Origin of the sequence: Streptomyces crystallinus (genome assembly GCF_039521265.1) — a bacterium.
Taxonomy (GTDB): domain Bacteria; phylum Actinomycetota; class Actinomycetes; order Streptomycetales; family Streptomycetaceae; genus Streptomyces; species Streptomyces crystallinus.
In genome coordinates this window covers 69,569-82,857 of sequence record NZ_BAAACA010000016.1, presented here as the reverse complement: position 1 = coordinate 82,857, position 13,289 = coordinate 69,569, and the positions used below count along the sequence as shown (strand labels likewise).

The following is a 13,289-nucleotide window of genomic DNA, read 5'->3' as shown; positions in this document are numbered from 1 at the left end:
GCTCCGCCGCGCCCCCTACAGAAAGGTCCCCCCATGCTCAACCGTCGCGATGTCATCAAGCGGGGCGCCGTCGCCGCCACCGTCGCCACCGGGCTCGCCGGGGCCGGCGGGGTCGCCGTGTACGGCACCCGCGGTGACGACTCCCCCGCCGTCGCCGCCGCCGCGAGCGACGGCCACACCGAGACCTACAAGGGCCGCACCATCCAGGTCACCCGCGCCGGCGACGGCCACGCCGTCACCATCGACGGCAGACCGCTGCACCTGATGAAGCTCGGCGAGGGCGCCTACCTCAGCGCCCTGTGCCACTACGAGGTCGCCAAGACGCCGCTGCACGCCGCCCGGGCCGCCGTGGACGAGCTGCACGGCGCCAACCTCGTCCCCCTCGGCGACTCCTCCCACCACTCCTTGTGATCCCGCGAGATTGAGGAACAGGACCATGACGCACGTCCGCAGGAACCACCTGGACATGTCGCGCGGCGAACGGCGGCGGTTCATCAAGGCCGTTCTGGAGATCAAGCGGCGCGGGATATACGACCGGTTCGTCAAGCTCCACGTCGACGTCAACTCCCAGGACTACCTGGACAAGGACACCGGCAAGCGGGTCGGCCACATCAACCCGGGGTTCTTCCCCTGGCACCGGCAGTACCTGATGGAGTTCGAGAAGGAGCTGCGCCGGGTCGACCCGACGGTGACCCTGCCGTACTGGGACTGGACCAAGGACCAGTCGCCGCAGTCCCCGCTGTGGGCCGACGACTTCATGGGCGGTGACGGGCGGCCCTCCGACGGCATGGTGATGACCGGTCCGTTCGCCTACCCCAACGGCTGGGAGCTGCGCGTCAACGTCCAGCCGGCCGGTGACGAGAACCCGGCCCTGAACGGCCACTACACCGTGGACGACCGCAAGTTCCTGATCCGGCGCATCGCCCAGAAGATGCCCTCGCTGCCCTCGCCCGAGCAGCTGAAGCAGACCATGGACCTGCCGGTCTACGACTGCCCGCCGTGGAACTACACCTCCGGCAGCCAGCCGCCGTACAACAGCTTCCGCAACCACCTGGAGGGCTACACCAACTTCGCCTGGGAGCCCCCGGCGGGGAAGCTGCACGGCGCCGGCCACCAGTGGGTGGGCGGCCACATGATGTACATCTCCTCCCCCAACGACCCGGTCTTCTTCCTGCACCACTGCTTCATCGACAAGATCTGGGCCGACTGGCAGACGCTCCACCCGGACGTGCCGCACTACCTGCCGCAGGAGCCGACGCCCGAGGTCGCCGACCCCAGCACACCGCTGTTTCCGTGGCACACCAAGACCGTCGCCGAGGTCGTCGACCACCGCCGGTACTACACGTACGCCTGACGAGAGGGGGGTCACCACATGTGCGGAATAGCGGGCTGGGTCGGTTACGGCCACGACGTCACCCGGCACGAGGACAGCGCCCGGGCCATGACCGCCACCATGGTCTGCCGAGGGCCCGACGCGGGCGGCGTGTGGACCGGACGGCACGTCGCCCTCGGCCACCGGCGCCTGGCCGTCATCGACATCGAGGGCGGCAAGCAGCCGATGGCCGCCGGGTTCGGCGTCGCCCCCGAGGCGGTCGTCACCTACAGCGGCGAGGTCTACAACTACCGCGAGCTGCGCGCCGAGCTGAGCGCGCGCGGCCACCGGTTCCGCACCAACAGCGACACCGAGGTGGTGCTCCAGGCGTATCTGGAGTGGGGGGACGCCTTCGTCGAGCGGCTCAACGGGATGTTCGCCTTCGCCCTGTGGGACACCCGTACCGAGGAACTGGTCCTGGTGCGCGACCGGATGGGCGTCAAGCCGCTGCTGTACTACCCCACCGACGACGGAGTGCTCTTCGGCTCCGAGCCCAAGGCGATCCTCGCCCACCCGCTCGCCGAGCCGGTGGTCGACGCCGAGGGGCTGCGCGAGGTGTTCGGGCTGACCATGACGCCCGAGAACGCGGTGTTCCGGGGCATGTACGAGGTGCGGCCCGGCAGCATGGTCCGGCTGTCGCGACGCGGGCTGCGCAAGACGCGCTACTGGCAGCTGGAGTCGCGGCCGCACACCGACGACCTGGACACCACGATCGGCACGGTCCGCGAGATCCTCGACGACACCGTCCGGCGCCAGCTCGTCTCCGACGTGCCGCTGTGCTCGCTGCTCTCCGGCGGCCTGGACTCCAGCGCGGTCACCGCGCTGGCCGCCCGGGCGCTCGCCGAGGAGGGCCGCGGCGAACGCATCCGCACCTTCTCCGTCGACTTCACCGGCCACGCCGAGCGGTTCGAGGCCAACGCGGTGTGGGAGGCCCCGGACGCGCCGTTCGTGAAGGAGGCGGTCGCGCACATCGGCACGGACCACGAGGACATCGTCCTGGACAACGCGCAGCTGCTCACCCCCGAGGTGCGCGGCGCGGTGCTGCGGGCGCTCGACCTGCCCACCGTCACCGGCGACATGGAGTACTCGCTCTATCTGCTCTTCCAGGCGGTACGGGCGCGCTCCACGGTCGCCCTGTCCGGCGAGTCGGCCGACGAGCTCTTCGGCGGCTACAGCCACTTCCACGACCCGGAGGCGGTCTCCTCGGCCACCTTCCCCTGGCATCTGCCCTACCGGCGGGCCGGCGGCCAGGACGCCCTGCGCACCACGGGCCTGTGGGACCGCCTCGACCTCGGCGCCTATATCGACCAGCGCTACAAGGAGTCGATCGCGGACGTGCCCGCCCTGCCCGGGGAGAGCCCGCAGGAAGCCCGGATGCGCGAGATCAGCCACCTCCACCTCACGCGCTTCGTGAACTTCCTGCTCGACCGCAAGGACCGGATCAGCATGGCGGTGGGCCTGGAGGTCCGCGTCCCGTTCTGCGACCACCGCCTCGTCGAGTACGTCTTCAACACCCCCTGGGCGATGAAGACGTTCGACGGCCGCGAGAAGAGCCTGCTGCGCGCGGCCACCCAGGACGTGCTGCCGCGCTCGATCGTGGAGCGCAAGAAGAGCCCGTACCCGTCCACCCAGGACGTCCAGTACGAGCTGTCGCTGCGCGACCGGATCACCGCCCTGGCCTCGGGGGACTCCCCGGTCCTGGAGCTGGTCGACCCGAAGGGGCTGCGGCGGCTGCTGGACCGGCCCGTGGGCTCGTACTCCATCGGCGGGCCCTACAGCGGGCGCGCGGTCATGGAGCGGCTGATCGACCTGGACGCGTGGATCCGCGACCTGGGAGTCCGCTTCGTGCCCGAGGCGGGCTGAGGTGCCCGACCACGCGATAGGACGCCGGGCGGTGCTGGCGGCCTCGGCCGCCGCCGCCGTGGCGGGCGCGGCGCCGGCCGCCGCCGCCCGCCCGGCACCCGGGGTGGGACCCATCGGTCCGGTGGTGGCCCGCACCACCGCCGGGCCGGTGGCCGGGGCGCGCGACGGGGGCGCCCTGGTCTTCCGGGGCGTGCCGTACGCCCGGCCCCCGCTGGACGAGCTGCGGTTCGCCTCGCCGAGACCGCCCCGGCCCTGGCGCGGGGTGCGCGACGCGACCCGGTTCGCCCCCGCGTTCCTCCAGACCATCGACCCCGCCAGCAGCGAGGACGGCCTGTACGCCAACGTCTGGACGCCCGGCCTGCGCGGGCGGCGCCCGGTCCTGGTCTACATCCACGGCGGCGGCTGGCAGGTCGGCGCGGGCAGCTGGCCCACGTACGACGGAAGCCGCCTCGCGGTCCGCGGCGACCTCGTGGTGATCACCTTCAACTACCGTATGGGCGCCTTCGGTTTCGGCTACCACGAGGAGCTGACCGACGACACGAGTGGCGACTGCGCCAACTGGGGCCTCCAGGACCAGGCCGCGCTGCTGGGCTGGGTGCGGGACAACGCCGAGGCGTTCGGCGGCGACCCGCACAACATCACCCTCAGCGGCACCTCGGCGGGCGGCGCGTCCGCCTGGCAGCTCGCCCTGCGGCCCGAACTGCGCGGTCTGGTACGCCGGATCGTCCCGATCAGCGCCTGCCACGTCTGGGCGCCCGCCACCTCGCTCACCGTCCCGGACGCCCGCCGGGTGTACGAGGAGCTGGCCGCCCGGCTCGGCACGACGGTACGGGGGCTGCGCGCCGTACCCGCCACGGCGCTGCGGGACGCCTGGTTCTCGGTCTTCTCCGGCGCCCTGGGCGGGCGGCTGGTGGGCAGCGGACGCGAGTACCGGGGGCCGGTCGTCGACGGGCGGTGGATGCGCGGCTTCGACCACGAACTCGCCACGCCCGCGCTGCCGGTGCTGTCCGTCCACACCCGTACCGAAGGCTCCTTCTACACCGGCCCCGGCTCCCCCATCCCCACCCCGTCGCCCACCGACGACGCCTCGCTGCGGGAGTCGGTGCGCGGGGTGCTGCTCAAGGGCGCGGCCCGGGTGGCGGACCCGCTGGTGGACGGGTGCGTGGACGCGTACCGGGCGGCGGCCGTCGCCGAAGGGCTGCCGCTCGACCCGGTCTCCCTGTGGACCGACGTCTGGGGCGACGGCCTCTTCCGCTATCTGAACGTCCGCCTCGCCGAGCGGCACGCCCGTACGGGCACGGCGCCCGGGTATCTGATGGAGTTCGCGCACCCGGCCCGCGCGCCCTGGTTCGGCACCCCGCACGAGCACACCTCGCCGTTCCTCTTCGGCACGTACGGGCTGCCCGACAACGTGGGCGCGTGCGGCGACGGGGCGGGCGAGGCGGCGGTGGGCGGCGCGTTCATGGACCTGGTGGCGTCGTTCGCCCACACCGGCGTCCCGGCCGCCCCCGGTGTCCCGCCCTGGCCGGTCTTCGCCCCGGGCCGCCCGAGCACCCTGATCCTGGGCGAGCCCGCCGGACCCCGTATCGCCGAGCCGACCAAGGCCCGGCAGCTGGCGTTCTGGGAGGAAGGGGACTGGATGCCGCGACTGGGCCGGGCCGCCTAGCCGCCCTGGACGGCCCAGGGAGTCGCCGTCCCCCGCAGCGACGACTGCCTCGGGGTCAGCCCTGCCTCGATCGTCTGCCCGGTGCCGCCCGGCGCGCCCTCGACCAGGTCCGCCAGGGCGCTCACCGCCGCTCGCGCCGTGCGGTGCGGGGCGAGGGTCACCGTGGAGACGGGCGGGGTCGTCGTCTCGTACGCCGGGTCCTCGCTCGCGCACACCACCAGCAGGTCCTCCGGCACCCGCAGCCCGCACCTCGCCGCCGCGTCAAGGAGCCGGCGGCCGCACGGGTCGTAGACGCCGTACACCGCGTCCGGGCGGCCGGGGCCGGTGAGCAGGGCGTCCAGGGTGTGGCCCCCCGTGTCGGCGAACTCCAGCGGCACCACCCGGACCGCGTTGCCGCGCACCGCGCTCCACTCCTCGTACGCCGCCCGGCAACTGCGCGTGTAGTGCTCCTCGCCCGGCCCCGCGACCAGCGCGATCCGCCGTGCGCCGCGCGCGGCGAGGTGGTCCAGGACCTCGTGGGTGGTGGCCCGGTGGTCGTTGTCCACCCACGCCTCGCGCGCCCCGAGCCGGGCCGGGCGGCCGTCGAAGACCAGCGGCAGGCCCCGGGCGCGCAGGACGCGTACGACGGGGTCGTGCGGCGGGCTGTCCAGGAGCACCGCCCCGGCCAGGGGCAGGGTCCGCCACAGCGTCTCGGCGGGCGCGGCCGGCAGCGCGATGAGGGCGTAGCCGCGCCGGTGGGCGGCGGCCGTGGCGGCGCTGATCGCCCGGGCGTAGAACGGGATGCCCGCGAAGTCCCAGGAGAGCGTGCCGTACGTGGTGACGGCGAGGGCGAGGGTACGCGGCGGGGGTTCGCCGTAGCCGAGCGCGGCGGCGGTCGCCCGCACCCGGGCGCGGGTCGGCTCGGCCATCCGGCCGGTGCCGTTGAGGGCGTTGGAGACGGTCGCCACGGACACCTCGGCCGCGCGGGCCACATCGGTGAGGGTCACTCGGGGCACGGGCTCAGCGTACGGAATCCGTCGCCGGGGCGGGAGTTCGCGGAGCAGATCGCCTGCGGCGGGGCGCTGGTGGTTAAGGGATTAATCGCGAAGGGTGCGGTGGCGGAAGAGAGCCTGTTTCCCGACCCCCGTCGTCCGCCCGGAGGGCGGGCCCACCGGCCGCCGCCGCGCCGGCGGGGGTCGGAACGAGGCTCCGCACCCGACACCCCCAGGAGCCACCGTGACCCCTCGCCCCGCACCCTCCCGCCGCCGCGTCCTCGCGACCGGCCTCGGCGCGGCCGCCGCGCTCTCCGTCGCCGCCCCCGCCACGGCGTCCGCCGCCGCCCCCTCCTCCAGGCGGCGCTCGGCCGCCCTGGTGATCCACCGCGCCCGGGTCCTCACCGGCGAGGCGCACGCACCGGTCGAGGAGGCCGTCGCCGTCGGGCGGGACGGGAAGGTGCTCGCGACGGGGAGCGGCGCCTCGTTGCGGCGGTACGTCGGACGGGACACCGAGGTGGTGGACGCGCGCGGGGCCACCGTCATGAGCGGCATCCACGACGGCCACGCCCACCCGCTGGGCGCGGGCGAACGCTCCCTCCACCCGACGCTGGAGGGGGCGAGCCTGACGGTGGCTCAGCTCCAGGACCGGCTCGGGGAGTTCCTGGCCGCCGACGCCGCTCACGAGCCGGACGGCTGGCTGGTGGTCGAGGACTGGAACCCGGTCGGGCTGCTGCCCACCGGGACCGTCCCGCACCACCGGATGCTGGACGCGCTGGCGACCCGCCGCCCGATCGCGCTCATCGGCAACGACGGGCACAACGCCTGGGCCAACCAGCGCGCGCTCGACCTCGCCGGGATCACCGCCGCGACACCCGACCCGGCGGGCGGCCAGATCGTCCGCGACCCGGACGGGACACCGGGCGGCCTCCTCAAGGACACCGCGCAGGACCTCCTGACCCGGGTGATCCCGCCGCCCACCCGGGCCCAGCTCGTCGCCGCCTGCGCCAAGGCGCTCGCGCAGGCCGCCGCGTCGGGCATCACCACGTTCATGGACGCGTCGGTGGGCACGCACGAGCTCGACACCTACGCCGCGCTCGCCGCCGCCGGACGCCTCCCCCAGCGGATCGTGCCCGCGCTGCTGATCGGCCCCGAGCTCGCCAAGGACCCGGCGGCGGCCCTGCGCCACGTACGGGAGCTGCGGGCGCGGTACGGGCAGGTGCCCGGGCTGCGGTTCGGCACGGCCAAGGTGTTCCTGGACGGGGTGATCGAGTACCCCTCGCAGACGGCGGCGCTGCTCGCCCCGTACCTCGACGCGGAGGGGAGACCGACGGACCACCGGGGCGACCTCTACGTCTCCGCCGCCGACTACGGCCGCCTCGCCACGGTCTTCGACCGGGCCGACTGGCAGCTGCACGCGCACGCGATCGGGGACCGGGCGGTGCGGACGGCGCTCGACGGGTACGAGGTGGCGGTGCGGGCGAACGGGCGCCGGGGCAACCGGCACACCGTCGCCCACCTCCAGCTCGTCCACCCCACCGACTACCGCCGCTTCGCGCCGCTCGGGGTGGTCGCGTGCATGCAGCTCCAGTGGGCGATGCGGGACATCTGGACGGTGGAGGCGCTGCTGCCGTACATCGGCGCCGCGCGGCACCGCCTCCTGTACCCCGCACGCAGCCTGGAGCGCCACGGCGCCGCGCTCTCGGGCGGCTCCGACTGGCCGGTCGACCCGCTCCAGACCTGGAACCAGGTCCGTACGGCGGTGGACCGGGAGGGGGAGGAGGGTGCGCTGTACCCGGAGCTGGAGGGTCTGTCGCGGGCGTCCTCGCTGCGTATGCATACGGCGGGGACGGCGTGGCAGCTGCGGATGGAGGGGGTGAGCGGACGCGTCCGGGCCGGCCTGGCGGCGGACCTGGTCCTCCTGGACCGCGATGTGACCCGGGTCCCGATCGGGGAGGTGTCGGGGACGGGGGTGCGGCTGACGCTGGTGGACGGGAAGGTGGTCCACGAGGGCGCGTCGCCGCCCTCGCCCGCCCGATCCGGGCCGCGCCCGGCGTCCCTGGCGGGGGTGCACGGGGCTCGCCACGGAGTATGCGGCTGCGGCTGAGCGGGCACCCGGCCTTCGTCTGCGGCCCGGTGGCCCCTTCTCGCGCAGTTCCCCGCGCCCCTTAGGTAGTCCCCCAGCCGCCGGACAGCCAGCTCAGCCATGGGCTTTTGGGTGGTCGCCGCAGCCGGAGAGGTCAGCTCAGCCGGGACCCGTTGGGACTCAGCCGCAGCCTCGAACGCAGCTCAGCCACGGGCTTTTAGGGGCGCGGGGAACTGCGCGAGAAGCGGCCACGGCCCGCAGACGAAAGCGGGCCTCGGGGCCACGGGGACCCCCGGAAGAGCCGTACTACCCAGGGGCGCGGGGAACTGCGCGAGCAACCCACCACACACCCGCAGACAAAGGCCGGGCAGCCACAACTAGCGTTGCGGACGGAGCTCCGCCGGGCACGCCGTGCCACGGCGGAGACTGTACGGGGACGCCAAGCGGTACGTGCCGGCCCGAGGCGCGAGCAGCTCCGTCCACTCGTCCCCCGCCGCATCCTCCGCCGCCTTCCACAGACACCCGTTCGGATTCGTGTACGACTTCGGCACCCCATGCCCCCGCCGCTTCGACTCCGGAGTCTCCTGCGGCGGCTCCACACCCTTGCCCTTCTCGTCCACCAGCTTCAGCCAGGGCGAGTACGGGATACGGACCAGGACCCGGCCGGGCGCGCTCACCTTCAGCGTCCACTCGCCCTCGCCCGCGTGCTCCACCGTCGCCGGCGGGTCGGCGAGCGGCGTGGGGTTCTCGACCGCGAACAGCCGCCAGTCGGGGTTGCGCCACAGCTCCTTCAGATAGGGCTGGCCCTTCTGGATGAGCTTGGCCTCCTGCTCGGCGCCGTTGGAGTCCGGCGGGCCCATCGGCAGCACCACGTAGTGGACGGCCCAGCGGTCCAGCCAGCCCCGGTAGCTCGCCGAGTCCAGCGTGTCGTCGTAGAAGATCGGGTTGCGCTCCATGTCGGCCTGCCGGTTCCAGCCCCGGGCGAGGTTGACGTACGGCGCGACCGCCGAGGCCTCGCGGTGGCTGGAGGCGGGCACGACCTCGACCCGCCCGCGCTCGGCGCCGACCTGCTGGAGCTGGTCCACCAGCGGCGCGAGCGCCCGTGCCCAGGACGCGGCGGGCGCGGTGCTGACGATGTCGTCGACGGCCTTGACGCCGATCCAGACGTTCATGCCGACGAAGGCGACGACCAGCACGTACCAGTTGCGCGTGCGCGGCGCCACGTACGGCAGCGCGGCCAGCATCACCACACCCGCGAAGAGCATCGCGAGCCGGGTCACGTTGGACCCGATCTGCGAGTCGATGATCCAGGTGAGCAGCACACCCACCCCGTACACCGCCGCGCCCGTACGGACCGTCTTCCACTCCTGGGGCACCAGGAGCAGGATGATCACCGCGAAGAGGAACGGCAGCGAGACCGAGGCGATCGACATCGGCTGGGTGCCCGAGAACGGGAACAGCAGCGCGGACGCCGCCACCACCGCCACCGGCGGCAGGCCCAGCGCGTACGCGCCCGGGCGGCGCCGGTTCAGGAACAGCGCAGCGGCGACCACCCCGAGGAAGAGGCCCGCGACCGGGCTGCTCGCCGTGGCGAGGCCGGCCAGCGGCGCGGCGACCGCGCCCTTGGCCCACCGCTCGGTGCGCCAGCGGTGCGGCCAGCAGAAGACCGCCGCGACCGCGCCGAGCGCGAACATCGTGCCGAGCCCGAAGGTCACCCGGCCCGACGTGGCGTTGCACAGGAAGGCGAAGAGGGCCGCGAAGGCGCACGGCAGCGGATTGCGGACGGCCCGCACCCGCACCAGGATCAGCGTGGTCAGCCCCGCCGACACGGTCCCGGCGATCATCATCGTCGTACGGACGCCGAGCATCGACATCAGATACGGCGAGACGACGCTGTACGAGACGGGGTGCATCCCGCCGTACCACGCCAGGTTGTACGCGGAGGCGGGGTGGCGGCCGACGAACTCGGCCCAGGCGTCCTGCGCGGCGAGGTCGCCGCCGCTGTTGGCGAAGAAGATGAACCACAGGACGTGCCCGACGGCGGCGACCGCCGTGACGGCGACCACGGGGTGCCGGACGGTGAGGTCCCGCACCCGGGCCAGCACGTTCCGCACCGGAGCCGGGACCGAGGAGGGGGCCGAAGCCGGAGACGAATCGTCCAGCGCCTCGTCGCTCACCGTGTCCGCGGCCGGGTCCGGGGCCATGACCGCGTCCGCGTCCGCGTCCGCGACCGGCGTGCCGTCCCGGCCCGTGTCAGGAACCGTCTCGTCGTCCGGGACCGGGGCCACGTCAAGGGGCCCGGTCAGGTTCTGCTCCCGCACCGGGTCCCTGCTCTCGTCCTGTATTCGTCCGCCCTGCCGAGAAGGGCTGCTGCCGTCGGCGCGGGTGGGCGTCGGCTCAGCGGTGGTCACTGCGGCTCTCCCGCCTCACACATCCTCAGGACGTCCTTCGTCCCCTCGCTCATAGGGGACGCCGCCCCGCGTCCTCCAGTTGACCGAAGCTAGCACGAGGGCGCCACCGGAGACCGGGGCGCCCTCGTGCGCTTCGGCCCTCGATCAGCCCAGTCGGGTCAGCTTGGACCCGAGTCCGGGCTCCGCCAGATCCGTCTTCAGGGCCACCGGGGCCGAGACCTGACCGGGCCCGGAGCCCACGGTCAGCTTGCCGACCACGGTGCCCGCCTTCGCGGAGTGCGGCAGCTTGCCGTCACCGGGTGTGAGCGAGATCGCCGTCTTCAGACTGGGCCATCCGGCGACGGTCAGGTCCTTGGTCGCGACGACCGGGCTCTTGCCGCCGAGGCTGTCGTCCACGTACCCGACGACGTCGCCCTTCTTGATCACGGTCGCCGAGGTCAGCGACTTGCGGGTGGCGAGCAGGACGTCCTTGCTCACCTTGTTGACCAGGTCGAGGATCGAGACCGCCTTGTGCTGGCCGAAGACCGCGCCGACGATCGTCTGCTTGGTCCCGCCGACCTCCTTGACGGCGGCGAAGAGCAGGTTGCCGCCCGCCTTGGAGGTGGAGCCGGTCTTGATGCCGATCGCGCCGTTGAACGGCACCAGCTTGTTGTAGTTGGGCCACTTGTAGCCGGTCGAGTCGATCCAGTACGGCTGCCGGGTGATGTCGACCAGCGCCGGGTCCTTCACCAGCTCGGTCGCCAGCTTCACCTGGTCGGCGGCGGTCGAGACGGTGGTGGCGGTCAGTCCGGACGGGTCGGTGTACGTGGTGTTCGTCATCCCGAGCTGCCGAGCGGTGTCGTTCATCTTCTTGACGAACGCCGCTTCCGAGCCCGCGTCCCAGCGCGCGAGCAGACGCGCCACGTTGTTCGCGGACGGGATCATGACCGCGCTCAGCGCGTCCTTCTGGCTGAGGTGCTGGCCCGCCTTGATGGTGTCGACGGTCGACTCGTCCTTGCCGGACTTGTTGTAGCCGCCCTCCTTCTCCGCGAGCGCGTCGACGGGGATGGAGGCGCCCTTGGTGCCCAGCTTCATCGGGTGGTCGCGCATGATGATGTACGCGGTCATCGACTTGGTGACGCTGGCGATCGGGACCGGCTTCTCCTCGCCGAACCGCCCGACCGTGCCCAGACCCGACACCGTGATCATGCCCTGGCCCTCGCTGGGCCACGGCAGCTGCGGCGCGGCGCCGTCGAAGGTGAACTCCGGCGCCGAGGTCATCGTCAGCTCGGGGTCCGGAAGCGGGCGTACGAGCTGTACGACCGCAAACACGATCAGCAGCAGAAGGACCAGCGGGGTCCAGATCTTGAACCGCCGCACCACACTGCGCACCGGGGTCTGCGCCGGGGGCGGGGTGTTGGTGAGCTCCGCGAGCAGGTCGAGCGGCGGCTTCGGCGGCAGCGGCTGCTGCCGGGTCCGCTCGACGGCGTCGGCGTCCGGCACGGAGATACGCGGCGAGACGGGGGGCTTGGGCGCGGCGGGCGCGGCGGCCTTCGACGCCCCGGCCGCCGGCTTGGCGGCGTCGGGGGCGGCCTTGGGCTCGGCCGGGCGTACGTCGTCGGAGCGCAGCGGTACGAAGGTGCTGCTCTTCTCGGCCGTCGGCCCGGCCGCCGGGCGCCGGATGGCAGTGGTCGGCTGGTCGACGACGGGGGGCTTCACAGCCTTGAAGACGGCGGTGGGCTGGTCGACACCACCGGCCGCGCTCTCAGCACTCGGCTTGGCACCCCAGGAGGCGGCACGGCCTTCGGGGGCCGCCTTGCCGTCGGCCTTGCCACCGCCCTCACCCTTGCCCTCGCCCTTGGCAGGGGCCTCGGACTTCGCGGCGGGGCCCACGGCCTTCTCGGCGGCGGCGACCTTCGGCTCGGCCTCGGACTTCGTGCCGGCGGCCGGCTTCGGCTCAGCCTCAGCCTCAGGCTTCGCCTCCGGCTTCGCAGGGGCCGACTTCGGCTCGGTGACAGCCTGGGCGGGCTCATCGGCCGCCTCGGTGTCCGTGGTGGACGCGGAGGCGGGCTTGCCACCGGCCTCCGGGGTCTCGGGCGCGTCGTCAGCCACATCGGGGGCCTCGGAGGCCGCAGTGGTCCCAGAGGCGGCCTTGGAGGGGCTCTCGGGGGTCTCGTCCGACTCACGCGCCTCAGACGCCACAGGCGCGTCGGGTGTCGTCTTCGGCGCGGGCGCACTCTCCCGTACGGGAGTGGCCTCGGCGGCGGGCTCCTCACCCGCCTCCGCACCCTCGACGTCCGTGTCCGGCTCGGCCGGCTCGTCGGCGGCGGAGCTGTCGGCCTTCCCGGCAGTGGAACCGGAGGACCCGGATCCGGGCCCGGCACCCTCGGCCGTGTCCGCCTCGGCGTCGCCGTCCGTGGCCACCCAGGCCGCGACGGCCGCCCGCAGCCGGGTGTCGCGGGACGCGTGGTCCTCCTGGCGGGGCGCGCGGAACACGGCGGTCGCCTGGTCCACGGGGGCGGAGCCGGCGTCGTCGGCCCGGTCGGCACCGGAGCCGTTCACGGACCCGTTCGCGGAGCCCTTCGCCGAGCCGTTCTTGGCACCTGCCGCAGAACCGTTCGCGGACCCGTTTGCGGAACCATTGCCCTCGGGGGTGGAACCGGACGCGGCTCCGGGGCCGTCATCCGGTCCGAACACCGCCACACGGGGATCGCGTTCGCTCGGAGTCGTCTCCCCCGACGACTGCTGCTGCTTCGACCTGTCGGGGGACTCGCCCGCCACCGATGCCTCCTCCCGGCGCCCCGGGGCGCCGTCCGAACCTGTCCGAACCATCTACCAGTGTCCTGTGTGCGGGGTTGACCCCCGTGCTAGACGAGAACGACATACCTGTCGGTTCCCGTACTTACCGCCCAGGCGCTCTCGACAGATGAATGTGAGAGGG

Annotated in this window: 8 protein-coding genes; 5 read left to right on the top strand and 3 right to left on the bottom strand. The window is 73.4% G+C overall.

Going from position 1 to position 13,289, the window contains the following annotated elements; all coding sequences use genetic code 11:
• Positions 1-33 precede the first annotated feature (33 nt).
• Genes ABD236_RS16475 through ABD236_RS16460 form a run of 4 tightly spaced genes read left to right on the top strand, consistent with a single transcriptional unit; the run spans position 34 to position 4,901 of the window.
• Entirely contained in the window at positions 34-411 is a 378-nt protein-coding gene (locus ABD236_RS16475; RefSeq protein WP_344074452.1) for a tyrosinase family oxidase copper chaperone, read from the top strand.
• 25 nt (positions 412-436) lie between these two features.
• Positions 437-1,354, top strand: a complete 918-nt coding sequence (locus ABD236_RS16470; protein WP_344074451.1) for a tyrosinase family protein — start codon at positions 437-439, stop codon at positions 1,352-1,354.
• 18 nt (positions 1,355-1,372) lie between these two features.
• Positions 1,373-3,235, top strand: a complete 1,863-nt coding sequence (asnB, locus tag ABD236_RS16465; protein WP_344074450.1) for an asparagine synthase (glutamine-hydrolyzing) — start codon at positions 1,373-1,375, stop codon at positions 3,233-3,235.
• 1 nt (position 3,236) lies between these two features.
• Positions 3,237-4,901, top strand: coding sequence for a carboxylesterase/lipase family protein (locus ABD236_RS16460; RefSeq protein ID WP_344074449.1), 1,665 nt, complete (start codon positions 3,237-3,239; stop codon positions 4,899-4,901).
• Here ABD236_RS16460 and ABD236_RS16455 read toward each other — a convergent pair.
• The gene (locus ABD236_RS16455; RefSeq protein ID WP_344074448.1) at positions 4,898-5,896 is read right to left on the bottom strand and encodes a substrate-binding domain-containing protein; all 999 of its coding nucleotides are present in this window, start codon (positions 5,894-5,896) and stop codon (positions 4,898-4,900) included. The genes ABD236_RS16460 and ABD236_RS16455 overlap by 4 nt on opposite strands.
• Positions 5,897-6,116: 220 nt before the next feature.
• Between ABD236_RS16455 and ABD236_RS16450 the strand changes: the two genes are divergently transcribed.
• Positions 6,117-7,979, top strand: coding sequence for an amidohydrolase (locus ABD236_RS16450; RefSeq protein WP_344074447.1), 1,863 nt, complete (start codon positions 6,117-6,119; stop codon positions 7,977-7,979).
• 356 nt (positions 7,980-8,335) lie between these two features.
• Here ABD236_RS16450 and ABD236_RS16445 read toward each other — a convergent pair whose 3' ends face one another.
• Both ABD236_RS16445 and ABD236_RS16440 read right to left on the bottom strand, forming a co-directional pair.
• Positions 8,336-10,369, bottom strand: a complete 2,034-nt coding sequence (locus ABD236_RS16445) for a glycosyltransferase family 87 protein (protein ID WP_344074446.1) — start codon at positions 10,367-10,369, stop codon at positions 8,336-8,338.
• A 144-nt stretch (positions 10,370-10,513) separates the two neighbouring features.
• On the bottom strand, positions 10,514-13,180 hold the full coding sequence (locus ABD236_RS16440) for a D-alanyl-D-alanine carboxypeptidase (RefSeq protein ID WP_425543882.1): 2,667 nt from the start codon (positions 13,178-13,180) through the stop codon (positions 10,514-10,516).
• Positions 13,181-13,289 lie beyond the last annotated feature (109 nt).

Bases quoted from the DNA above. Each gene is read 5' to 3' on its own strand.
- asnB (WP_344074450.1), top strand. From the start codon at position 1,373: ATGTGCGGAATAGCGGGCTGGGTCGGTTACGGCCACGACGTCACCCGG.
- ABD236_RS16470 (WP_344074451.1), top strand. From the start codon at position 437: ATGACGCACGTCCGCAGGAACCACCTGGACATGTCGCGCGGCGAACGG.
- ABD236_RS16475 (WP_344074452.1), top strand. From the start codon at position 34: ATGCTCAACCGTCGCGATGTCATCAAGCGGGGCGCCGTCGCCGCCACC.
- ABD236_RS16440 (WP_425543882.1), bottom strand. From the start codon at position 13,180: ATGGTTCGGACAGGTTCGGACGGCGCCCCGGGGCGCCGGGAGGAGGCA.